Source organism: Mucilaginibacter sp. NFX135, assembly GCF_048565145.1.
GTDB lineage: Bacteria > Bacteroidota > Bacteroidia > Sphingobacteriales > Sphingobacteriaceae > Mucilaginibacter.
On record NZ_CP183412.1, the window covers coordinates 3,005,122 to 3,029,634 of the forward strand.

Consider the following 24,513-nt stretch of genomic DNA (forward strand, 5'->3'; position numbering starts at 1 on the left):
TTCGTAGTTACACCCTTTTTATAAAACTGGTTTAAATTTTACGATGAATCAAACTGAGAGCAACCAGGGCCTTTACCGGCCAGAATTTGAACACGACTCCTGCGGAACAGGATTTATAACCAATATTAACGGTCATAAATCATACCAGATCATTGACGATGCGCTAACTATGTTGGAGAACATGGAACACCGTGGTGCTTGCGGATGCGATCCTGAAACCGGCGACGGCGCAGGTATACTGATACAATTACCACATGAATTTTTGATGGAAGAATGCTCAAACCTGGAGATCAGCCTGCCTGAGCCGGGTGAGTATGGTGTGGGGATGATATTTTTTCCGAAAGATTCGGCACAAAAGAAAGCCTGCCGTAAGGTAATTACCAATGCTATTGAAAAATTAGGCATGCATGCCTTAGGTTATCGCAAAGTAACCGTTAACTCCATGGCAGTGGGCGAAACCGCCCGTCATTCTGAACCGGATGTGGAACAAATATTTATTGGCAGGCCCAATCATATTACCAATGCCGATGATTTTGAACGTAAACTGTTTGTATTAAGAAGGTATATTTATAAAACCATTACCGAAACGGTACCCGGAGCTCCGGAATATTTTTATTTCACCTCACTATCATGCAAAACCCTTGTTTACAAGGGTATGGTGACTACCTTTCAGCTGCGTAAATACTATTCAGACCTGAACGATCCGCGTATCGCGTCTGGCTTTGCCATGATCCACTCGCGTTTCTCAACCAATACTTTCCCGTCATGGAAACTGGCGCAACCTTTCCGCCTGATTGCCCATAACGGCGAGATCAATACCCTTACCGGTAACTTAAACTGGTTTTACTCCGGTTTAAAATCTTATGCTTCGACTTATTTTAGCGCCGAAGAAATGGAAATGATCATGCCGGTGATCGATAATAACCAGTCTGACTCTGCCTGTCTGGATAATATCATCGAGATCCTGTTGCACTCTGGCCGTTCATTACCACATGTAATGATGATGCTGATCCCCGAAGCATGGGATGGCAACGAACAAATGGACCCGATTAAAAAAGCATTTTACGAATACCATGCTACCTTAATGGAGCCATGGGATGGCCCTGCCGCTATCAGCTTTACCGATGGTAAACTGGTTGGCGCTGTGCTTGACCGTAATGGTTTGCGCCCGCTGCGTTATGTGATCACCAATGATGGCCGTGTAATTGCCGCTTCCGAAGCCGGTACTTTAGCTATCGACGAGAGCACCGTATTGCGTAAAGGCCGTTTACAGCCAGGCAAAATGTTGCTGATCGATACTGAGCAGGCCCGCATTATTACCGACGAAGAAATTAAACAACAAATTGCCTCACAGCAGCCTTATGGCCGCTGGTTGGAGAACTATAAAATAAACCTGAGCGAACTGGCCGAACCACGCCTGGCATTTGCGCCATTGTCTGAACCGGCGGTGTTCCGCTACCAGCAGGTGTTTGGCTACAGCCGCGAGGACATCGACACCATCATTAAACCGATGGCGATTGATGGTAAAGAGCCCGTAGGTTCAATGGGGACGGATGTGCCATTGGCTATCCTGTCTGACAAGCCACAGCACCTGTCGAGCTATTTTAAACAATTTTTTGCCCAGGTTACCAATCCGCCGATAGATCCTATCCGAGAGCGATTGGTAATGAGTTTGGCTACCTTCATTGGTAACAACGGTAATTTGTTGGATGAAGATAAAATGCACTGCCATTGTGTAGTGTTAAAACACCCGATATTAAAAAATCACCAGTTAGAGAAACTGCGCAGTATTGATACCGGCCTGTTCCATGCTAAAACCCTCCAAACTTATTTTAATGCCGATGGCATGCCGGGTTCGCTGGAAAAAGGTATAGCCAGGCTTTGCCGTTATGCCGAGGACGCGGTTGATGACGGTTTTGAGGTATTGATCCTGTCAGATCGTGCTGTTGATTCTGAACATGCGCCTATACCATCATTACTGGCGGTATCTGCTGTTCACCATCATTTGGTTAAAATTGGTCGCCGTGGCGCGGTAGGTTTGGTTGTAGAAACCGGCGATGCCTGGGAAGTACACCATTTTGCCTGCTTGCTGGCCTTTGGTGCAACTGCTATTAATCCATACCTGGCCCTATCAACCATTGAAACTATTAAAAACAATGGTAGCCTGGAAACCAGTCTGGATATCAAATACCTGCAAAAGAATTATGTAAAATCTGTAAATGATGGCTTGCTGAAGATCTTCTCTAAAATGGGGATCTCTACCTTGCAATCATACCACGGATCGCAGGTGTTTGAAATATTAGGTTTAAACAAGTCGGTTGTCGACCGTTATTTTTCTGGTGCAGTTACCCGTATAGGCGGCTTAGGCCTGGATGAAATTGCCCGCGAAGCGCTTTGCAAACATCGTATCGGCTTTAGCGCCAAAGCGGCTGATAATTTACTGCCCGAAGGTGGTATCTATCAGTGGAAACGCCGTGGTGAAGCACACTTATTTAACCCAACAACGGTACACTTATTACAGCACGCTACCCGTACCAATGATTACGAGGTATATAAAAAGTACGCTAAGGAAATCAACGAGCAAACCGAAAAGCATTTCACCATACGTGGTCTGCTTGATTTTGCCCATCACCGTGAAGCTATCAGCATTGATGAGGTTGAACCGGCCGAAAACATCATGAAACGCTTTGCTACAGGCGCCATGTCATTCGGCTCTATCTCGCACGAGGCGCACAGCACTATGGCTATCGCCATGAACCGCATTGGTGGTAAAAGTAATACCGGCGAAGGTGGTGAGGACGAAATGCGCTACGAAGTATTGCCAAATGGCGATTCTATGCGTTCGGCCATCAAACAGATCGCTTCGGCACGTTTTGGAGTAACTTCCAACTATTTGACCAACGCCGATGAGCTACAGATAAAAATGGCCCAGGGTGCAAAACCGGGCGAAGGCGGGCAATTACCTGGTCATAAAGTTGATGACTGGATCGCTAAAACCCGTCACTCTACACCGGGTGTTGGTTTGATATCGCCGCCGCCGCACCACGATATTTATTCTATCGAGGATCTGGCCCAGTTGATATTCGACTTAAAGAATGCTAACCGTGCCGCGCGTATCAACGTAAAACTGGTTTCAAAAGCCGGTGTTGGTACTATTGCAGCGGGTGTTGCCAAAGCACATGCCGATGTGATCCTGATTGCCGGATATGATGGCGGTACAGGCGCATCACCTATAAGCTCTGTAAAACACGCGGGTTTACCATGGGAACTTGGTTTAACCGAGGCTCACCAAACACTGGTACGCAACAAACTGCGCAGCCGTGTGGTACTGCAAACAGACGGCCAGTTAAAAACCGGCAGGGATTTGGCTATTGCCGCCCTGATGGGTGCCGAAGAATGGGGTGTGGCTACCGCTGCCCTTGTTGCCGGCGGCTGTATCATGATGCGTAAATGCCACCTGAACACCTGCCCGGTAGGTGTGGCTACTCAGGATCCTGAACTGAGAAAACTATTCTCGGGCAAGCCTGAGCATGTGGTTAACCTGTTCCGCTTTATGGCTGAGGAATTACGTGAGATCATGGCCGAACTTGGCTTCCGTACCATTCATGAAATGGTTGGCCGTGTTCAGTTCCTGAAAGTAAAAGACCACCTGGATAACTGGAAAGCTAAAAAGATCGATCTATCCGGCATCCTGCACCCGGTAACCAATACCAAAGGTATGACCTTGTATAATAGCGAAAGCCAGGATCATGGCATGGCCGATATACTGGACTGGAAACTGGTAGAAAGCGCAAAAGCTGCTTTAGAAGATAAAACCCCGGTGTTCGCGTCGTTCGACGTGATCAACGTTAACCGTACCATTGGTACTTTGTTATCAAACGAGGTATCTAAAAAATATGGATCGGCAGGATTACCAGACAATACTATCAACTATAAATTCAAAGGCTCGGCCGGACAAAGTTTTGGCGCGTTTGCCACCAAAGGTTTATCCTTTGAGCTGGAAGGCGAGGCCAATGATTATGTAGGTAAAGGTTTATCAGGCGCACAGCTGGCTATTTACCCGGCAGCCAATGCCACCTTTGTACCAAAAGACAATATCATCATTGGTAACGTGGCCCTGTATGGCGCTACATCCGGCGAATTATTTATAGGCGGTATGGCAGGTGAGCGTTTCGCGGTGCGCAACTCTGGTGCTACTACAGTTGTTGAGGGTATAGGCGATCACGGTTGCGAATACATGACCGGTGGCCGTGCACTGATACTGGGACAAACAGGCCGCAATTTCGCGGCTGGCATGAGCGGCGGATTAGCCTGGGTATACAATCCCGAAGGTACTTTTGCCGAAAACTGTAACACCGAGATGGTTGATCTTGATCCGCTATCGTTACAGGATACCGAGCAGATACAGACACTGTTACGCAAGCACATTAGCCTAACCGGCAGTAAGCTGGCACAGCAGATACTGAAAGACTGGGCACTGGCATCTACACAATTTGTGAAGGTATATCCAAAAGAGTATAAAAAAGCAATAGAGAAATTACAATATCAAACAATAGGCTAAATTTCAATGGGAAAACCAACAGGATTTCAGGAGTTTAACAGGGAATTACCAACCAAGGTTCCCGCTGCTGAACGCGTAAAGAACTATAAAGAGTTTGTTAATTTATATACAGACGAAAAGCTGAACCAGCAATCGGCCAGGTGTATGAATTGCGGTATTCCGTTTTGCCATTCGGGATGCCCGCTGGGAAACATCATTCCGGAGTTTAACGATGCGGTGTATCGTAAAAACTGGGAAGAGGCTTACCATATTTTATCGTCAACCAATAACTTCCCCGAGTTTACAGGTCGCATATGCCCCGCTCCATGTGAGTCGGCATGTGTGTTGGGCATCAATAAACCCGCTGTTGCTATTGAGGAAATTGAGAAACATATTATTGAGATCGCTTACCAGAAAAACCTGGTAAAACAAACCGCACCATTGGTTAAAACCGGTAAAAAGGTAGCTGTAGTAGGTTCAGGTCCGGCAGGACTGGCTGCTGCTGCTCAGTTAACAAAAGCAGGACACGCGGTTACCGTTTACGAACGGGATGATAAACCAGGAGGCTTGTTACGCTACGGCATCCCCGATTTTAAACTGGAAAAATGGGTGGTAGAGCGTCGTATCGAGGTGATGGAAAAAGATGGCGTGGTATTTAAATTAAACAGCGAGGTTGGTGTTAACGTAGCTGCCGATGAACTGGTACGTAATAACGATGCCGTTGTTTTGGCAGGTGGTTCAACCATACCACGTAACCTCAACATCCCGGGCCGTGAGCTAAAAGGTATCCACTTTGCGATGGATTTTTTGAAACAGCAAAATAAGCGGGTGAGCGACATCCAGGTTAAGGGCGAAGATATTCTGGTGAACGGTAAAGATGTGGTAGTGATTGGCGGTGGTGATACCGGTTCTGATTGCGTGGGTACATCAAACCGCCAGGGTGCAAGCTCTATCAAACAGTTTGAGGTGATGTTTCAACCACCTGAGCAACGCACCAAGCACATGCCATGGCCAACTTACCCTATGATCATGAAAACTACCAGCTCGCACGAAGAAGGCGCTGAGCGTTTCTGGGGTGTAAATACACTGGAGTTTTTAGGCGACGAAGAAGGTAACCTGAGAGCGCTTAAGGTAGTTGACGTTGAGTGGGAGCAGGATTTTCTGGGTCGCCCGGTAAAATTCAATATCGTTGAAGGATCTGAGCGCGAAATACCTTGTCAGCGTGTGTTCCTGGCTATGGGCTTTTTACACCCGCAGCATGAGGGTCTGATCCAACAGTTAAGTGTAGAGCTTGATGAGCGTAAAAACGTAAAAGCAAAAGAAGGTGTTTACCGTACCAATGTAAGCAAAGTATTTACCGCAGGTGATATGCGCCGCGGACAATCGCTGGTGGTATGGGCTATATCTGAGGGCCGGGAAACCGCCCGCAAGGTTGATGAGTTTTTGATGGGCCACTCTGTGCTCGAAAGCAAAGACGCTGTTAACCAGTTTGACCAAGTATTTTAATTAGCGTGTTCTAATTTGAATTATAAATCCAAATCCAAAAGCCGGGCTCCTGAAAAAGACCCGGCTTTTTTGGTTATTGAAGTTTCTTGTCATGCTGAACGGAGTGAAGCATCTGTTATGCGACATGTATACTGAAGAGGATCCTTCGTTCCTCAGGATGACAAATGGGATAGAGTTACAAACTCGGCTGCATGCCTGTAGCAATACCTATCCGGTTCCAGGCGCTGATGTTGATAATGGCCATGATTACCTGGGCCAGGTATTTTTCGCCTAAAATGCGTTCTGCTTCTTCATAGGTTTTGTCAGATACATGGTTTTGTATCAGGGTAACTTCTTCGGTTAAGGCCAGTATAGCACGCTCTTCTTCGGTAAAGAAAGGCGTTTCGCGCCAGGCGTTCAAGGCATAAATACGTTGTTCGGTTTCGCCAGCTTTGCGGGCATCCTTGGTGTGCATGTCGATACAATAGGCACAGCCGTTTATTTGCGAAGCACGTATTTTGATCAGCTCTTTATGGGTTTTGGTTAAGCTGCTGTTTTCAATATAGGCGTTTAAAACACCTAATGCCTTGTATGCTTCAGGATCTACTTTGGGGATTAAAATTCTTGGTTTCATTTTCTTTATGTTTTGTGATACCCAAAGTTGCGGACAAAACAAGCCCCGAAAAATGAATCAAGATTAAGAAAAGCAGGAGAGGCTAAACTTTTTTTGCCCGTATTTTGCTCATAAACTGCGGGGTAAAACCCAGGTAGGAGGCCAGCATATATTGCGGTATGCGCTGTATAAAATCAGGAAATAAGCTGCTGAAATGACGATAGCGCTCTTCGTCGCTCATGCTGTAAATGTATTCGATGCGCTTTTGCGAGGCGGTAAAGGCCCTTTGCTGCACTATCCGGAAATAACGCTCCAATTGTGGGGCTTTTTCAAAAAGCTCCTCGAGCTTGGGTTTGCTGATGCTGATGATCTCGGAATTTTCAACAGCCTGAATAAAATAGGTGGATGGTTTGCCGCTCTCCAGGCTGCCATGATCACTCATCCACCAGTTTTCAATGGCAAACTGGGTTATTTGCTCGTTGAGTTTTTTGTTGATGAAATACAGGCGCAGGCAACCTTTGCTTACAAAATACAGCTCGCGGCAGATGTGATCTGGCTGTAGCAGAAAGGTTTTTTTCTTAACTTGTTTTACCGCCACGGCTTTGCTGATCAGTTCTTCATCAGCCTCGTCAAGCTTCACGAACTTTTTGATATGGTTGGTAAGATTGTTCAGCATAACGTTCATTCGAAGATAATAAGAATTACGGTACCCTGTATAGGAGACACATGTAATGTGTCTCTACGTTTTGGTTCGGTAGGGACGCATCACATGCGTCTATTGATATTTTCAATTACGCCTTCTCTACATATTCCTTCAGCATACGGCCAACAATCTCGGTCCATCCAGCGGTAAAGCTTTCTCTGGCGAAATCTTTTAGTGGCGGGAAGGTTTCCAGACCGGTATGGGTTAATACAAGCCTGGTTTTATCGCCCTCGGGGAATAATTCCCAGGTAACCACCGAGTCACCCTCATAATCTCTGTATCGCCAGGTATGTGCAAGTTTTTTGCCTTCAATAACCTCAATCACACGGCACAAGTGTACATATGTTTTTTCTTCACTTCCGCCAGTGAAAGTAAATTCAAAGCCTACTACCGGTTTAAAATTAGGTATATCAAAATACCATTCCTTCATTTTGTTGTTGTCGGTAATAGCCTCCCATACTCTTTCAGTAGGGGCGTTATAAACACGGTCTATCACAAATGGTTGTGCGCTCATAAATGTTCATTTTTAGGTTTATAATTATTGATTTAACTTTTTGCTTTCAGCTTTATGCCTTCCGTTTTATGCCTTCAGCTTTTAGCTTTTTTCTTTATCCAGGAAATCGCCCAGGGCATCCAGTTTTTGCATCCAGAACTGGCGGTATTGTTCGGCCCAGTCGGTTACTTCCTGTAGCTGGCGCAGATCAGCCTGGCAAAAACGTTCCCGGCCTTGTTGTTTAATCACCAGCAAACCACACTCGGTTAGTATTTTAATATGTTTTGATACTGCCGGGCGACTGATGTTAAAATTATCGGCCAGGGCATTTAAATTCATATTGCTGTGAGCAATCAAATTGATGATCTCGCGCCGTGTAGGATCAGCAATGGCTTTAAAAACGTCTCTTTGAAGCATAGTTAATAGTATTTGAAACCGTTAGGTTACAAATATAAATGAAACCTTTTGGTTACACAACAAGAAAATGAAAATAGATATGTAACAATTGGAATGCATAAACCGATAATGGATGTTTTGATTAAACCTATAGGATTAAAGTTTGTTAAGCTTTATATAAGATACACACAAGTAAATGAAGCAGATAGCAGGAATATTAATGGGACTGATCACACTGGTTTGGGTACAGGGTTGCACAGATCGCAAGCGGCCCAGTAATTATAACAATGAACCTACCGTAAATGCAAGGGAAGAAGCTTTTTTGAAAGATGCAACTGAGGCCAGCCAGGCTGTTGTTAAAATTTCGGATCTGGCGATGTCTAATTCAAAAAACCGACAAATTATCCGGTTTGCAAAAGTGATGATGGATAAGCACACACAGCTTGGCACTGATTTAAAAAAACTTGCGACCGATAATTTTGTAACATCAGAAGATTCCCTGAATACGGCTCACCAAAAATTAATTACTGATCTTGAAAAAAAACAGGCAAAGCAATTTGATAAGGCTTATTTGCAGGAAATAATTAATGAATACGAACCGGAGATCAAGCGATACACTTTAGCCAGCCACTACCCAAATGCCAATGTAGCCGACTTTGCCAAACAAAAGCTGCCGGTTTTGCAGGCACAATTAGATTCGGCAAAGGCCATTGCGATGGTATTAAAATAACTTTAATTGCTGCTGTACAGGCGGTTTGGCGCGGCCCATTACCGTACGACCACCATATTTCCAGGAATCCTCACGTTCACGGGCTATTACCTGTTCAAAATTGGCGTTCGGAGTAAAATCCTTTTCGGCATTCTCGGCTATTTTCGACAGACGTTTGATGGCCTCATTCTTGTCCGATTGACCCAGTTTGGCTTTGTAGATCGCGTTTTGCAAAGTGCCAATGGTTTCGTCATAAACTTTGGTTGGTACGGGGAAGGGGTGACCATCCTTACCACCATGCGCGAACGAAAACCTGGCCGGATCTTTAAATCGCGATGGTGTGCCATGTATCACTTCGCTTACCAGGGCCAAGGACTGTAATGTCCGCGGACCTAATCCCTGTAACAATAAGAGCTCTTCAAAATCGGCAGGTTGCTTTTCATGAGCCAGCCATAGTACAGCGCCCAGTCGTTTCAGATCGACATCCTTCGCGGTAACATGATGGTGGCCGGGCATTACCAGTTTATTGATCTCCCGCAGCATCTGCTCTGGATTTTCGCTGGCTATTTGCATTACGCCGTTGCGGGAGCTATCAGCCTGCTTGTCGGTCATGTTGAGGATAAGGCCATGATTTTGCCCATAAATAAAGGTATGTGGATCGTTAACAAAAGAGGTCAATTGTTCCGAATGCCAGTGATATCTGCGTGCGGTATGGCTTTCGGCGCTCATGCCTTGCTGCACTACGGCCCATTTGCCGGTATCGCTCAGGATAAAATTATGTGTGTAAAGCTGAAAGCCGTCCTGTATTGCGGTATTATCCACCTTGGCGCTCAGTTTGCTGCATTTAACCAGGTGGTTACCGTCGAGCCCTATAGTTTCACTGATCTTTATCAACTCGGCCGGGGTTTGTTTGGAGTACTTGCCTTTACCGCCGCAAATATAAATGCCCAGCTCACGGCTATGCGGGTTAATGGCCCTTTTGAGCGCGCCCATCACCGAAGTGGTAATACCCGACGAATGCCAGTCCATCCCCATCACCGCGCCCAGGCTCTGAAACCAGAAAGGATCGCTCAGGCGGCGCAGCACCTCTTCTTTGCCATAATCAAGCACAATATTTTCCACCACGGCCAGGCCCAGCTTAGCCATACGCTCGGCAAGCCATTGCGGCACATAACCATAATGTAAAGGCAGATCTGCGCTCCCGGATCGTTTCATACTAACAAAGTTAGCAAAAAAAGACCGTTGATTTTTTCTTTTGATTACATTGATTTCGTTGATTTTTTTTGAGTCTTTTCTTCTCCACGCGTCATTGCGAGGTACGAAGCAAAAGAGCCTCACCCAACCCTCTCCAAAGGAGAGGGCTTTAAAATGTTTTTTTTGAAGTCTCCCCCTTTGGGGGAGATTTAGAGGGGGCTAACGTGGTGGCTAAACAAAAAGAGACCCATGTGATGTGTCTCTACGAATAATATAATTAAGCTGCGCTCGCAACGACGTTGTGGTTAATCCATCAGCGAAATCAACGTAATCAAAAAAATCAGCGGTCTAATCAGCTTCAGTTTCCTGCAGATACATTTCGTCGATGTCGGCAGCGTATTTCTTTTCGATCACCTTGCGTTTGGCTTTCATGGTAGGGGTTATCTCGCCATCGTCCATGCTGAAAGGGTTACGTTTTACTTTAAAAGCTTTAATGCGTTCAAACTTGGCCAGCTCGTTGCTCAGCTTGCGCAGGTCCTGACCGATCCAGTCAACCAGTTCCTTGTCTTCAATAAACACGTCAGGTTGTTCAAAAAACGCGTCTTTTAAGTCAAATGTTTCCTGCATGGTTTCGCGCGATGGTACAATGATGGCCGTAATGTACTCGCGTTTATCGCCCACTAAAAATATCTGTTCAATTTTAGGGCTTTTGAGGTAGGTGTTCTCTACCGGGGTAGGATATATATTTTTACCGTAGGCATTTACCAGCATGTTTTTTAAGCGGTCGGTTATTTGCAGGTTACCGCGATAAAACCTGCCGATATCGCCGGTGTGGAACCAGCCGTCCTTATCAATCACAGTGGCAGTTTCTTCAGGTTTGTTCCAGTAGCCTTTCATTACGCAATGCCCGCGAACGATGATCTCACCTTCTTCCGATTGCAGATCCTCTTTAAAGTTATCATGCGTTTGAATGGTATAAATGTGCTGTGTTTCTACATTCTGAATAGCCACCTCAATACCCGGAATAATACGACCAACGGTGCCATATATTACCCGGTGATATTCGGTAACAGCCATAACCGGCGACGTTTCTGTTAAGCCAAAGCCTTCCAGTATCACAATACCCAGGTCGCCAAAAAACTCGCCGATATTGCGTGGTAAAGCACCGCCTCCCGAAACCATAAATTTTAGGCGACCGCCGGTTTTCTCCTTGATCTTGCTGAACACCAGTTTCTCGGCAATTTTATGCTGATTTTTTAAAATGAGGCCCGGTTTTTTGCCGGCTTCCTGAACCAGGCGGTATTTTTTACCGATCTCCAAAGCCCAAAGGAATATTTTTGATTTTACGCCTCCGGCAGATGTGCCGTTTTTGATAGCCTTATCATGGATCCGCTCCAGCAAGCGTGGCACGCAGCAAAGTACAGTTGGTTTCACTTCGGCCATGTTTTTGGCCAGCAGCTCCAGGCTTTGCGCAAAGGCGATGGTACAACCTTTCGACAGGCAAATATGATAGGTAGCTGTACGCTCAAACACGTGCGACAGCGGAAGGAACGACAGGAACAGATCTGTTTTCTCGATGTACGGGATCTGGATCAAACTGTTGATCACGTTTTGGGTAAGGTTGTGGTGCGTCAGCATAACCCCCTTGGGGATACCCGTAGTACCCGAAGTATAGATCAAGCAGGAAATATCGGTAGTTAAAATAGCTTCGCGGGCGGCGCCGATGGCGTGTTTATATTGTTCAACCAAGGTAAGGCCTTCCTGTATCACCTGGTCAAAACCAATCACTCCGGCATTCAGGTTTACTTTATCGCTGTATTTTTCAAAATCGTCAAAAGCCGGGATAATGCGGATCAGCGCCTCGCAGGTATTGGCTACCCTTAAAACTTTCCGTAACAGAAAAGGGTTGCCTACCAAAATGGTTTTGGCGCCCGAATCGTTCAGAATATACTCGATCTCGCTTTCGCTAAGCGTAGGGTAGATGGAGGTGTTGATAGCGCCGATCTGCTGCAGGGCCTGATCGTAATAAACATAATCCGGACCGTTCTCGATAATGAGCGAAAGACGATCGCCTTTTTGTACACCCATGCGCAGGAACCAGGCCGATATGGCGTCAATTTTTTCTAATGCCTGTTTATAGGTTATTTCAACCCAGGTATCTTTTACCTTGTGCATTAAAAAAGTATGGCTATCGGGATGGATATTGGCTACAACATTACGTATAAAGCCTGGAACAGTTGACGATTCGATTAACTGGCTCATTAAATTAAAAAGGATTTACAGAGATCAAACTTATGTTTTTTAAACCTAAAACTCAAATGAAATGATGTATATCCCTGCTTTGGGGAAGTGGAGGTGTGATTGGATCAGGTAACTATGTGCGTTGTCTGAAGTCTCTGACTTCAGACGACTATGCTCGTAGTCTTTTGACTACCTAAATGATCTGTAGTTGCAAACTACAGGCATAGTAGTTCGAAGTCGGAGACTTCGAACAGCGCGGTTTAGGGGAGAGAGGGGCGGATGTGATTGGATTAAGCAGCGCGTAGTCATAAAAAATATTTGTCATTCTGAACGGAGTGAAGAATTCGCCGATTCAAGCGTCCACGCTTGAATCCAAACCTAATGTAAGCGTCTACGCTTAAGGTTATTAAAAAGTAAGCGTGGACGCTTACCAAAAACAATATCCAAGCGTGGACGCTTGGATAGGCGGGTGAATTTGAGTAGACCTCACCTAAATCGTCTCCAAAGGAGAGGACTTTACTTAGCATATTTATTATAGCTCCCTCTCCTTTGGAGAGGGTTGGGGTGAGGCTACCAAACCTGTATCACCTGCCCGGTTAAGGCGCCAAAAACGCTTTTGTAATAGGCGTTGGCTACTTTATCCATAGTTACGGGGATATGGCCCGGAAAGTAGGGGAAATAGCCCGGAGCATCCTCTACCACGCCGGCACTGATGGCGTTGATGCGTACACCGTTTTCCAATTCAATAGCGGCAGCTTTAGCAAAAGAATTAATTGCCCCGTTCACGGTGCTCAGGTTGGCGCCCAGCACAATAGGATCATCGGCGAGGATACCTGATGTGAGCGTGAACGAGCCTTTAGGGTTGATATGATGCTGACCGATGAGCACCAGATTTACCTGTCCCAGCAATTTGTTTTGCAGGCCAAGGTCGAAATCCTTGGCAGTCATGGTTTTAAGCGGGCCGAAATGCGCGCTGCCGGTAACGCTCACCAAGGCGTCAAAGCTGCCTGTTTGTTTGTAAAATGCTTCGATGGACTCTGTACTGGTAATATCCACTTGTATATCGCCGCTTTTGGAGCCCGCGGTGATGATCTCATTTTCACCGCGAAGGGCCTCTGTTACTTTTTTGCCTATAGTGCCGCTGGCACCAACAATAATTATTTTCATACAGGATGCGTGTTTATTTAGATGTTAATGGTTTGGGTTAAATAGTACACGCCATTTTAATCATAAAGTTTTATAGAAAAATGATAATGGTGTCAAAAAAATGACCCGACAAAAAATAACGTTATTGGAGCGAAGCGTGGCAATCCCCAATTAGTAGGGGCGCTCTGTAAGTAGGGGATTGCCACGTCGTTCTTCCTCAATGACGCGCGGAGGGATTCTTAGTCTCACTTTCAGCGCAAGTGGAGGGATGCCAGGGTAAGTTGGTAGTGTTAAACCAGACAAAACTCCGCCACCAAATCTTCCAATAACTTTTCGTATATTGTATATACAACACAGCCCGGTCTCCTTTTTTGGACGACCGGGCTGTTTGGTTAAGACAAAATGAGGTCAAAAAAAGACTTTTTTGTATTTAGTTATTTTACAATCAATAAATTAAAACTTTTTAAAGTTTCAAGAACGCATCAAAACCGCGTTGAAATTTGTTAAAAAGTGTTAAAATCGATGTTTTTGAATGAGTTTTTGCCTGTTTTTACGCCGTTTTTGAGCAGAAATTTGTTAAAATTCAAGGTTTAAAAAGCTTTTACTCAGCCGGTATCGGCAAAGGCTCTCCCGTTTTGAGGGGCGCACCAAAATTTGGCGAACCATCTTTATTCCAGGTGAATTTTTGCGCCCGCGGAGAGCGATCATGCCCGCAACCCTGGCCGGGTTTGGAATTGGCATGGTACAGGATCCAGTCTTCCTTACCATTTGGCGATTTAAAAAATGAATTGTGCCCTGGTGCGTAAACACCATTCTCCGGCGACTGTTTAAAAACAGGCTCTGGTGATTTTCTCCAGGAGGCGGCATTAAGTAAATTGCTGCTGGCAGTGGTACTGAGCATTCCCAGTGCATAATAATCTGTCCAGCAACCGCTTGCGGAGTATATCAGGAATAGTTTGTTGCCATGTTTTAGTATCTCCGGGCCTTCGTTCACATTGACATGGGCCGGGTTTTTATCGTCATGGAGGTCGCCATATTTTTCCCAGGCGTATTCAGGGCTTGATATTTTCACCCTTTCGCTACTAACGGTGTATGGATCCTTCATTTTGGCGATATAGATATTCTGCTGACCGTTGGTATCACCTTCCCAGCCGGCCCAGATCAGGTAAAGCTGGCCCTTGTTCTCAAATACGGAACCATCAATGGCCCACTTGTTGGTACTATCGCCGATTTGTCCTTTAAATATCCATTCGCCCTGTAACGGATCGGTAGAGGCGTTTTCCAGTACGTATAAACGGTGGTGGTTGTTATCGCCATCATCGGCAGCAAAATACATATACCATTTGCCCTGTAAAAAATGGAGTTCGGGAGCCCATAGTTCTTTGGAATGTGTTGTACCGGTGGGCGGTGTCCAGATCATTTTTTTCTCCGCCTTGTTCAAATCCGTGATCCGTTTAGTTTTCCAGATCACGAGGTTGCTACCGGTCGAGTTGGTATAGTAATAATAACCATTGTGGTAAACAACCCATGGATCGGCACCTGATGGCAGCAATGGATTGGTAAAGGTGCGCTGAGCCATACAGGCCATGATGCTGAGTATGAAAAGACAAAAAGTAAGGGATAACTTTTTCATATATAACGAGGTGCAGTGTTTAATTAACCGGTCGGGTTTTGAGGTTTTTTTTGTTTTGCTGATACTCTGAAGGGGTAGTGCCAAACTGTTTCAGGAAGTTACGTCCCAGGTGTGATTGCGAACTGTAGCCCACCATGGCAGCCACTTCGTAAATTTTATAATCGCCATCTTCCAGCAGTTTGGCGGCAGCTTTTAGCCGGGTAATGTTGATGAGCTCATTTATGGTGAGGTTTGATATGGCCTTTACCTTACGATACAGGGTAGGTTTGCTCATGTTCATTAAGCTGGCAATTTGCTCCACATCAAGCTCAGGGTTCTGGATGTTTTTGTTGATAGCTGCGTTTAGCCGATCCAGAAAGCTTTCATCGGGCTTGGAGTAAGCCATGGTATTGATACCCGCCAGCGGCGAACTGGCAAAGTGCTCCCGGATCTTGCTGCGGTTAATTAACAAGTTGGCTATCTGTACCTGTAAATGTTCAGGAGAGAATGGCTTTTCGATATAGGCATCGGCACCAACTTCGAGACCCTCTATCTTGCTTTGCAGGGTGTTTTTGGCTGTAAGCAGTATAATGGGAATGTGGCTATGATCAAAGTTAGTTTTGATTCTTTTGCACAGTTCAAAGCCATCCATTACAGGCATCATCACATCACTAATGATGAGTTGAATGTTCTCGATCTCGATCATGTCCAATGCTTCCTGACCGTTCAGGGCCTTAATGACCGAATATTTTTCGCTCAGGTCGTCCGAAATAAAATCGAGTATTTCGGGATTATCATCCACTAAAAGTATAATTGGTTTCATAAAGTCAAAATCCTCCTCTTTAGTTTTATCAGTTAGTTCATAATCATCGGGTATATTATACAGATCAAATTCTTCATCCTGATGTATGGGCAGGGTTAATAAAAATGTGTTCAAGTCACCAATGGGCTTATTTAATACCAGTACACCTTTATGCAGCCCGGCGAGAGAGCGTGAAAGGGAGAGCCCGATGCCGGTACCGATCTGTTTTTCAGATTCTTTAAGGCGAAAGAATGGCTCAAATATTTTTTCGCGCATTTCATAAGGAACGATGTGGCCATTGTTTCTGATCTCGATAGAAAATGTGCCCTCATCAGGTTGAAGCTCCAGCAATTCCACTTCAACCACCGAACGGCCATACTTGATAGCGTTGTTAATGAGGTTACTTATAATTTTGGTGAAAGCCTCAATGTCTACATAAGCGTACAGGCTCTTTGGCGGGTGCTTAAGTTCATAATGAATGCTTTTTTGCTCGGCCAAGGGCTTAAACCTTAAAAAGGTATCGGCAAGTAATTCGGCGATGTCGGTTTTAACAAAGCTGAGGCTAAAACCATTGGTTTCGGTTTTCCGGAAATCAAGCAATTGATTGGTTAACTCCAATAAACGATTGGTGTTTTTTTCCATGATCTGCAGGTTATGCTGGATCTCCGGAACGCTGCCCGCTTTTTTGATCACTTTTTCCATCGGACCTTTTATTAAGGTAAGTGGTGTACGTATTTCATGAGCCACATTAGTGAAAAATTCTATTTTGGCATTATAGATCTGCTTTTCTTTGTCGTTTTCCAGGATCTCGATAAGTCGTTTGTTCTTGTCGCGGGTCTTAATGTGGTATTGCCTTAGTATATAATACATGGCAAACAGTATCAATAGCATATAAACCATATAAGCCCAAATGCTTTCCCAGAAAGGAGGTGTTATGGTGATATCGAGCCTTGCTTCTTGGGATAACCATTGCCCGTTGTTATTGGCCGCTTTAACAATAAAAGTGTACTGACCTGGCCTTAATTGCGTAAAGTATACTTTACGGTTGGTTTTTAAGAAAGTCCACCCTTTATCAAGTCCCTTCATCATGTATTTATACTGGGTCATCTCGGGTGAAGGGTAACTTAATGCCGCGAAATCAATACTGAATGAGGATTGATTATGGTTAAGATTGAGTTGTTTGGTACTGATGATTGATTGATGAAGCAGAGAATCGTGGCCATTAACGGAGATCTCCTGGTTATGCACCTGTATCCCGGTGATATATACCGGCGCTACAAAATCGTTTATTTTAAATTGCGAGGGGTTAAAGCTTACCATGCCTTTTACACAGCCAAAATACATGGTGCCATCAGTATCTTTAAAGGCCGAGTTATAGTTAAACTGATCGCTCAACAAACCGCTGGCTTTAGTATATACCTTGATGTTTTTGGCTGGGATATTTAAACATACTAATCCACGGGTAGTGCTTATCCAAAGGTTTTTATGAGCGTCTTCCAATATCCGGAACACATAGTTGCTGGGGAAGCCATTGCTGAGATCGTAAAACTTAAAGGTTTTTTGTGCAAGGTTATAGTTCCATAAACCCAGACCTTCCGTGGCAAACCAAAGCCGATGATCACTGTCTTCAAAAATGCCATTAACCGTACTGTTATCCAGTGCATTGGTTATGCCATGCACATCCCTTAACTTGTAACCCGAATTTTTGTCTGGATCATAAAAATAAACACCATCGTGCACCGTACCTACCCATATCTTTCCGTTATGATCTTCGGTAATACTGTAAATAAAATCATGAGTGGGTACACCGTTAATCTGTGTAAAATCTTTGGTAGCAGTATTGTATCTGTAGAGCCCCTGCGTTGTACCTACCAGGATAAGGCCTGATCGTGTTTTACAAAAGGTAATAACAAAATTACTTTTAAGCATGTTTTTGGCATTGCCAGCCAGGTAATATTTAATCACTTTACCACTGGGAATATCCAGGATATTTAATCCACGTTCCAGTGTACCTATAAAAAGCCCATTGCCATTGGCTATCAAGCCGTGTATGTTGGTGTTTGATATAGTGTTTTTACCACCGGGATAGTAATGCGTCCAGGTATGTTTATCAGGACTTAGTTTGTTCAAGCCATTGTCTTCGGTACCCATCCACAGGTTGCCATACTGATCTTTACATATCTCGCGCACTACGTTACCCTGCAAACCTGTTTTGTCAGACCCAGGATAAAACTTATTGAATGCGGAGTATTGCTTGGGATAATAATTTACTCCGCCAAAATAGGTTCCGGCCCAGAGCCCGCCTTCTGAGTCTTTGTAAACCGCATACACAGCATTGTCTGATATGGAGTAGGGATCATTAAATTGTTTCTTCAGATTGGTGAATGTTCCCTTTTGCACGTCATAAATGAATATGCCCGATTCGGTGGCTATCCAGAATTCATGGTCGTTATATTTTACAAAATCACGCACATATATCTCGGTATTATTGGAATTATAGGTTAGCAGGTCGCGATAAGTGCCGTTTGAAGAGTCAAACTCTTTAATACCTTGATTGGTGGTGCCAATGAGTATTTGGTTACCTGAACTGTATATTTTTTCGATAAATTTTGAAGCAACTGGTGGCGAGTTTTTAAATACGCTATAACTGCTGAAAGAGCGTGTTACAGTATCCAGTTTTTCTAAACTACCAGAGGTTGACGATACCCAAACGTCGCCAGAACCATTGACGGTTACCGAAGTAGCGTCAAAATGTTGAAAAGGCCTGTAATCAATTAATTTTCCAGTCTTTTTATCATACTTCATTAACGCCGACCGGGAAACAAACCAGCAGTTATAAAATTGATCTGTCACCATGAACCTGATGGCGTTGTTGTTTGATGTAAGATGTATAAAGCTTTCTGTTTGAGGGTTATATTTGTCGATCCCGTGATCAGTACCTATCCAGAAGCTGCCATCCTTATCCAGGCAAAGGGTATGAACCATATTACCCGAAATGCTTTTTTTATCCTTTGCATCATGCCTGAAAGTTTTAAAGGAATAACCGTCAAAACGATTGAGCCCATCCTTGGTTCCAAGCCACAGAAAGCCGCGCTTGTCCTGCACAATGCAGTAAACGGTGTTGTTTGACAACCCCTGTTCTACCTGGTAATGCCTGAAATAGTACGATTGCGCACAGCAGATATTAAATGACAGGAGTAATAATAAAGAAGTTAAAAATACAGGTTTCAAAATCGTTCAATAAGCAAATATAACCATTCTGGGCAAGCGTTTTCGTTACGGTAAAAAATGATACGTTTTGACTAATAATTGATATGATTTGGTTAATAGGCGGGGGCTAAAATGCTTTTTCTTTACAGTATGATTTAAATCTGTCAAACCTACATTTTAAATCAAAATACTTAACCAATTAAATAAATCATTTATGAGAAAAATTTTACTACTCAAACAAGTAGATTATTTCCGCTTGCAATGGCCGCCCAGTAAATGGAGCCCAAAATTAGCATTGATTGCTTTTATGCTATGCCTGCTTACCTCATTTTCTGCATCAGCTCAAAATAAGTTTAAGGTAAGCGGTACAGTGACTGATACCACGGGCGAGGTGCTTACCGGGGTAGCCATCCGGGTGCAAGGAACGCAGGTGGGCACAGCAACAGACATCAAAGGAAAGTTTACCCTCAGTGTTCCCGACGCTAATGGCACCCTTGTTTTGAGTTACATTGGCTTTGTTACAGCCGAGATCCCAATCAATGGCAGATCAGTTATTGCTGTCCGTTTAAAATCAAATAATTCAGCGCTTCAGGAAGTAGTGGTAACAGGTTATGGTACACAAAAAAGGGCATCGATAACAGGCTCAATTGCCAGCGTTACCAGTAAGGATATCGAAAGGGTGCATGGCGGTTCTACCGTTAGCACAGGGTTGGCAGGTAAAATACCCGGCGTAACTTTCAGACAGGCAGAAGGACGACCAGGAGCCAGCGCCAGCGTGCAGATCCGTAATTTGGGCGCCCCATTATATGTAATTGATGGGATTCAGCAGGATGAAGGACAGTTTAATAATCTGGCACCAAATGATGTGGAAAGTATCTCGGTACTAAAAGATGCATCAGCGGCTATTTATGGTGTACGTGCCGGAAACGGTGTGGTGGTGGTAACCACTAAAAGAGGATCAGGCGAGGGGCGCATCAATATCGACTCTTATCTGGGTTTCCAATCGTGGGACAGATTCCCCAACGTATTGACCAATTCCTATGATTATATGAAAGCGTTGGCCGCGGCACAGGTAATTACCAACGGCAGCACCTCTATTACCGATGCCGAACTGGCAAAGTATAAGGCCGGTACAGAACCAGGATACCAGAGTTTTAACTGGAAACCATTTGTATTGGCAAACTCAGGTGCTCCACTAAATTCGTTCCATGCCGATTTTACCGGGGGCAATGAGAAGGTTACCTATTACGTAGCTGGAACTCATTTGACCCAAAACTCACCAGCCGGAGCTGAATACCTTTTCAGACGTACCAATATCCAATCAAATGTAAAGGCAAGGGTAGCTGCCGGTCTTTCAGTGAGCATGAATATTAACGGCCGGATAGAAACACGCGAAAATCCTGGTGTTCCCGGTGGTGACGATTATTTTTTAGCAAAACTGGGGATATTGGAAAATACTCCTTTAGATAGGCCTTATGCCAATGACAACCCGGCCTATTTGCGCGATAACGGTCCACACACCGAAGCCAACTACGCGTTTCTAAATGACAAGCTTTCGGGTATCTGGCACCAGGACTGGCGGGTATTGCAAACCAATTTCGAAGCTGAGTATATTATCCCTGGTATAAAGGGACTTACAGCAAAGTATGACTATTCTTATTACTATGCCGACGAGTTATTAAACAACCATGAGTATACTTACAATGCCTATACCTATAACCAACAAACTGGTAATTATGATATAACCCATGCCGTTACCAACCCGTGGCGTGAGCGTGAGCAACGAAAAGAGCTTAGCACTACAACCCAGTTGCAGTTAAGTTATAATAATACTTTTGGTAAAAGCACCATTGGCGCTACGTTGGTTAACGAACGTATCCATAAAGAGCACCTGAGGAACTGGCTGCATGCTAATCCTATATCCAACAATCTGCCTTTGATCTATTTCCCAACTATGGATCAGTATCAGGATAGTGATGATTCTGAGGCCCGCATAGGTTATGTAGCGCGTTTCAATTACAATTATGATAACCGGTATTATTTAGAAGCACTCGGTAGAAGAGATGCATCCTACTTATTTGACCCAGCTCACCGCGTTGGTTATTTTCCGGGTGTATCGGTAGGATGGCGTATCACCAATGAGAGTTTTATGAAAAAGCTGTTGGGTGATAATAGTTTATTGAATGATTTGAAATTTAGGGCTTCATATGGTGTACTGGGTGACGATAGGAGCCCTTATGATGCGAGCGGAAATACACCAATTGTAACACCGTATGCATATCTGCCTGGTTATAATTACGCAAACGGGGCATCCGGCAATGTAGCCATATTGGATGGTAACCCGGTTTCAACATCGCTCAATAAAGGTGTTCCGGTTACTAACGTATCCTGGATGAAAAGTAAAATATTTAACATAGGCGCCGATTTTAGCCTGTTGAACAATAGGTTAACCGGTTCTGTGGAATATTTTAAAAGATCACGTACCGGTATTGTTGGAACCGATTATAGTGTAGTATTGCCGGTAGAAGTAGGCTTTGGCTTGCCAGGGATTAACGAAAACAGTGATTCACAGAGTGGTGCGGAAATATCGCTGGCTTACAACAACAAAATTGGGGCAGTAAGCTATAACATCAGTGGAAACTTCTCTTACAGTCGTAAAAAAACAGGGATTTTTGCCGATAGCCCTTTTGGGAACTCCTTGGATGAGTACTTCCGCTCGCAAAATAACCGTACTGCCAATATTTTCTGGGGATACCAGGTTATCGGACAATTTACCTCGGCCGATCAGATCAATGCCTATAAAGTAAATGAAGATGGCAAAGGTAACAGCACTGTATTACCCGGCGATCTGATCTATAAAGATCAAAATGGCGACGGTAAAATTGATGGTAATGATTCCCGCCCTATAGGTTACGGCCTGGGATCGCAGCCTAATACGAACTTTGGTTTTTCATTGGGACTGGGTTATAAGGGCTTTGACTTTCATGCCGACTTTTCAGGTGGTTCAGGCTATTCATGGAACCAGAACTGGGAATCGAGATGGGCCTTCCAGAATAATGGCAACTTAAATACCATTTTCCTGGATAGCTGGCACCTAAGTAATCCTAATGATTTGAATAGTACCTGGGTATCTGGCAAATACCCTGTGAACCGGAATAACGTAGGTACTAATCATTACGACTACTCTTCAAATTCTACTTTCTGGTTACATAACGTGAAATATTTAAGGGCACGGACAATTGAAATAGGTTACTCTTTACCCAAAGACCTATTAGCGAAAGTGAAAATTAAAAGGGCGAGGTTTTATGCCAACGTATATAACCTGTTTTCGATAGACAATCTGCGTCAGTATGGAGTTGACCCGGAAGTTAATGATGATAACGGTTTACAAACGCCGCAAAGCAGGGTTTACAACTTTGGTGTTAACCTAACTTTTTAATTAAAACATAAAGAAAATATTCAATGAAAAAGATATTTACGATAGCAATGATCTCGGTGTTGATAAGCGCGGAATCATGCAAAAAAGATAGCGATTTTTTAAATGTGCCACCAAAATCGGTGGTCACCACCGATGTGGTTTTTTCAGATCCTGCACTGGTATTATCTGTATTAGGCGACCTGTATAATCGTGTGCTCGATTTTTCGAGCCTGGATGCCGGCTGGACAACCTTTGCCGATTTTGGAGAGTCGTTCCCTTCAGATAATGGACAATACGGCTTTGTTCAAAACAGGTCATGGGACTATAATACCTGGAATACCTGGGATTATGGGTATGTGCGTGATCTTAACCTGTTTATTGACAATGTTACTGCATCAACCAAGTTGTTGGCTGCCGATAAAAGCCGTTTTCTGGCCGAGGGGCGTTTTTTACGTGCCAGCTATTATTTTGAAATGGTTAAAAGAATGGGCGGTGTGCCTTTGATCACGCAAACACTTACTTATGATAACAGCGGTAATGTAGTGGGCTTGCAATTCCCGCGGGCAAAGGAATCAGATATTTATGATTTTGTGATCAGCGAAGCCGAAGCCATCAAAGGCTTATTACCTGCCGACCCAACAGAAAAATCAAGAGCAACCAAAGCTGCCGCGCTTGCAATGGAAGCCAGAGCGGCATTATATGCCGGCTCTATAGCAAAATATGGGGCTGCAACACCACAGGTTTCATTACCAGGGGGCGAGGTTGGCATTCCATCAAATATGGCCTCAGGATACTACACTAAAGCTTTGGCTGCAGCAAAGGAAATTATCAACGGCTCTGCCGGATCATATAAATTATACCAGGTGCTGCCCAACCTTTCCGACAATTTTGCAGCTATATTTTTAGATAAAAGCAGCGTAAACCAGGAATCAATTTGGGTAGAAGATTTCAAGGCTCTTGCCGGTAAGGTACACTCGTTTACCACCAACGATCAGCCTTATTCTGTTTCGGATGAAGCTTCTGATGCCGGTCGTTTAGATCCATCCTTAAACCTGGTACAATCCTTTGAAAAACTGGATAACACTTTTGCACCAATAGCTACCAAAGATGGCTCAGGTAACCCAATCTACTATGCAGATCAGCAGGATCCATTTGCGGGCAGAGATGCCAGACTGGCTGGTACAGTAATGTTGCCGAACTTTTTCTGGAAAACAGCATACATTGATATCTGGGGAGGTTATCTGCTGGCTAATGGCAATATCATCAGCAGCGATGATGCGACACACTATGCAGCGCTGCCTGGTAGTACAACACAGGTACAGGTGGTGGGTAAAGATGGTCCAACACCAACCGGAGAACCGCTCCGTACTCAAACTGGTTTTTATGTTCGTAAATATCTTGACCCTGCAACAGGCTCAGGGCGCAGAGGGCGCCAGAGCGATGTTAACTTTATCCGTTACCGCTACGCCGAAGTTTTATTAAATGCCGCGGAAGCTGCCTTCGAATTGGGGCAAACCAGTGATGCCGCGCTTTATATGAACCAGGTTAGGGCACGCGCTGGTTTAACCATCCCTCTTACAGCAGGTGATATCACTTTTGATCGTATAGTACATGAACGCCGTGCAGAGCTTTCATTTGAAGGGCACGTTTTGTTTGATATGAAACGCTGGAGAATAGCCACCAAAGTTTGGGATGGCAATCCGGAAAGCTTAAATGACTTAACCAGCAATATCGGCTCTGCAACCAAAAGAAATACACAGCCGTGGGGTCTGTATCCGTACAAATATTACAATCCGGGCAATCCGAATAATGGTAAATGGGTATTCAGGGAGGTGTTGCCATCACCGGTAACAGGTGTGCTTACTTTCAGGCTGGGTAATTACTATTCCCAAATTAACGATGGTATCATATCCGCCAATCCAAAAATTAAGAGACAACCAAACCAATAAGC

At 44.4% G+C, this 24,513-nt stretch carries 14 protein-coding genes; 5 read left to right on the forward strand and 9 right to left on the reverse strand.

Annotated features, from left to right (window positions below; genetic code table 11):
- The first annotated feature begins 43 nt into the window (after positions 1-43).
- A complete protein-coding gene (gene gltB / locus ACNURT_RS12875; protein WP_370994328.1) occupies positions 44-4,561 on the forward strand; it encodes a glutamate synthase large subunit in 4,518 nt (1,505 codons plus the stop codon).
- A gap of 6 nt (positions 4,562-4,567) precedes the next feature.
- Positions 4,568-6,046: a glutamate synthase subunit beta gene (locus tag ACNURT_RS12880; RefSeq protein ID WP_419702090.1), complete on the forward strand. Its 1,479-nt coding sequence runs from the start codon at positions 4,568-4,570 to the stop codon at positions 6,044-6,046.
- A gap of 175 nt (positions 6,047-6,221) precedes the next feature.
- Here the strand turns inward: ACNURT_RS12880 and ACNURT_RS12885 are convergent, their stop codons facing one another.
- The 4 genes from ACNURT_RS12885 to ACNURT_RS12900 all read right to left on the reverse strand — a co-directional run bounded on the left by ACNURT_RS12885 (position 6,222) and on the right by ACNURT_RS12900 (position 8,251).
- On the reverse strand, positions 6,222-6,659 hold the full coding sequence (locus tag ACNURT_RS12885) for a carboxymuconolactone decarboxylase family protein (RefSeq protein ID WP_419702091.1): 438 nt from the start codon (positions 6,657-6,659) through the stop codon (positions 6,222-6,224).
- Between the two features lie 82 nt (positions 6,660-6,741).
- Positions 6,742-7,314: a Crp/Fnr family transcriptional regulator gene (locus tag ACNURT_RS12890; protein WP_419702092.1), complete on the reverse strand. Its 573-nt coding sequence runs from the start codon at positions 7,312-7,314 to the stop codon at positions 6,742-6,744.
- 115 nt (positions 7,315-7,429) lie between these two features.
- Complete coding sequence (locus ACNURT_RS12895) at positions 7,430-7,855, reverse strand: SRPBCC family protein (protein ID WP_419702093.1); 426 nt, start codon at positions 7,853-7,855, stop codon at positions 7,430-7,432.
- An 81-nt stretch (positions 7,856-7,936) separates the two neighbouring features.
- Positions 7,937-8,251 (reverse strand): ArsR/SmtB family transcription factor, encoded by a 315-nt coding sequence (locus ACNURT_RS12900; RefSeq protein WP_419702094.1) that lies wholly within the window; start codon positions 8,249-8,251, stop codon positions 7,937-7,939.
- A 301-nt stretch (positions 8,252-8,552) separates the two neighbouring features.
- Here ACNURT_RS12900 and ACNURT_RS12905 point away from each other — a divergent pair, with 301 nt between their 5' ends.
- Entirely contained in the window at positions 8,553-8,960 is a 408-nt protein-coding gene (locus ACNURT_RS12905) for a DUF4142 domain-containing protein (protein WP_419702095.1), read from the forward strand.
- Here ACNURT_RS12905 and ACNURT_RS12910 read toward each other — a convergent pair.
- The 5 genes from ACNURT_RS12910 to ACNURT_RS12930 form a co-directional block, all read right to left on the reverse strand.
- Positions 8,952-10,154 carry a DUF763 domain-containing protein gene (locus ACNURT_RS12910; protein ID WP_419702096.1) on the reverse strand — a complete coding sequence of 401 codons (1,203 nt, stop codon included), beginning with the start codon at positions 10,152-10,154 and terminating at the stop codon, positions 8,952-8,954. The two genes, ACNURT_RS12905 and ACNURT_RS12910, sit on opposite strands and share 9 nt — an antisense overlap.
- Before the next feature lie 327 nt (positions 10,155-10,481).
- Positions 10,482-12,395: an AMP-dependent synthetase/ligase gene (locus ACNURT_RS12915; protein ID WP_419702097.1), complete on the reverse strand. Its 1,914-nt coding sequence runs from the start codon at positions 12,393-12,395 to the stop codon at positions 10,482-10,484.
- Between the two features lie 549 nt (positions 12,396-12,944).
- On the reverse strand, positions 12,945-13,541 hold the full coding sequence (locus tag ACNURT_RS12920) for a short chain dehydrogenase (protein ID WP_370994337.1): 597 nt from the start codon (positions 13,539-13,541) through the stop codon (positions 12,945-12,947).
- 580 nt (positions 13,542-14,121) lie between these two features.
- The gene (locus ACNURT_RS12925) at positions 14,122-15,153 is read right to left on the reverse strand and encodes a family 43 glycosylhydrolase (RefSeq protein WP_419702098.1); all 1,032 of its coding nucleotides are present in this window, start codon (positions 15,151-15,153) and stop codon (positions 14,122-14,124) included.
- Positions 15,154-15,172: 19 nt separating this feature from the next.
- Positions 15,173-19,165: a hybrid sensor histidine kinase/response regulator transcription factor gene (locus ACNURT_RS12930; RefSeq protein ID WP_419702099.1), complete on the reverse strand. Its 3,993-nt coding sequence runs from the start codon at positions 19,163-19,165 to the stop codon at positions 15,173-15,175.
- Between the two features lie 193 nt (positions 19,166-19,358).
- Between ACNURT_RS12930 and ACNURT_RS12935 the strand changes: the two genes are divergently transcribed.
- The gene (locus ACNURT_RS12935; RefSeq protein WP_419702100.1) at positions 19,359-22,583 is read left to right on the forward strand and encodes a SusC/RagA family TonB-linked outer membrane protein; all 3,225 of its coding nucleotides are present in this window, start codon (positions 19,359-19,361) and stop codon (positions 22,581-22,583) included.
- A 23-nt stretch (positions 22,584-22,606) separates the two neighbouring features.
- Positions 22,607-24,511, forward strand: coding sequence for a RagB/SusD family nutrient uptake outer membrane protein (locus tag ACNURT_RS12940; protein ID WP_419702101.1), 1,905 nt, complete (start codon positions 22,607-22,609; stop codon positions 24,509-24,511).
- Positions 24,512-24,513: the final 2 nt, after the last annotated feature.

What these genes read in the sequence shown, in the direction of transcription:
- gltB (WP_370994328.1), top strand. Translation starts at nt 44, where the DNA reads ATGAATCAAACTGAGAGCAACCAGGGCCTTTACCGGCCAGAATTTGAA.
- ACNURT_RS12880 (WP_419702090.1), top strand. Translation starts at nt 4,568, where the DNA reads ATGGGAAAACCAACAGGATTTCAGGAGTTTAACAGGGAATTACCAACC.
- ACNURT_RS12885 (WP_419702091.1), bottom strand. Translation starts at nt 6,659, where the DNA reads ATGAAACCAAGAATTTTAATCCCCAAAGTAGATCCTGAAGCATACAAG.
- ACNURT_RS12890 (WP_419702092.1), bottom strand. Translation starts at nt 7,314, where the DNA reads ATGCTGAACAATCTTACCAACCATATCAAAAAGTTCGTGAAGCTTGAC.
- ACNURT_RS12895 (WP_419702093.1), bottom strand. Translation starts at nt 7,855, where the DNA reads ATGAGCGCACAACCATTTGTGATAGACCGTGTTTATAACGCCCCTACT.
- ACNURT_RS12900 (WP_419702094.1), bottom strand. Translation starts at nt 8,251, where the DNA reads ATGCTTCAAAGAGACGTTTTTAAAGCCATTGCTGATCCTACACGGCGC.
- ACNURT_RS12910 (WP_419702096.1), bottom strand. Translation starts at nt 10,154, where the DNA reads ATGAAACGATCCGGGAGCGCAGATCTGCCTTTACATTATGGTTATGTG.
- ACNURT_RS12915 (WP_419702097.1), bottom strand. Translation starts at nt 12,395, where the DNA reads ATGAGCCAGTTAATCGAATCGTCAACTGTTCCAGGCTTTATACGTAAT.
- ACNURT_RS12920 (WP_370994337.1), bottom strand. Translation starts at nt 13,541, where the DNA reads ATGAAAATAATTATTGTTGGTGCCAGCGGCACTATAGGCAAAAAAGTA.
- ACNURT_RS12925 (WP_419702098.1), bottom strand. Translation starts at nt 15,153, where the DNA reads ATGAAAAAGTTATCCCTTACTTTTTGTCTTTTCATACTCAGCATCATG.
- ACNURT_RS12935 (WP_419702100.1), top strand. Translation starts at nt 19,359, where the DNA reads ATGAGAAAAATTTTACTACTCAAACAAGTAGATTATTTCCGCTTGCAA.
- ACNURT_RS12940 (WP_419702101.1), top strand. Translation starts at nt 22,607, where the DNA reads ATGAAAAAGATATTTACGATAGCAATGATCTCGGTGTTGATAAGCGCG.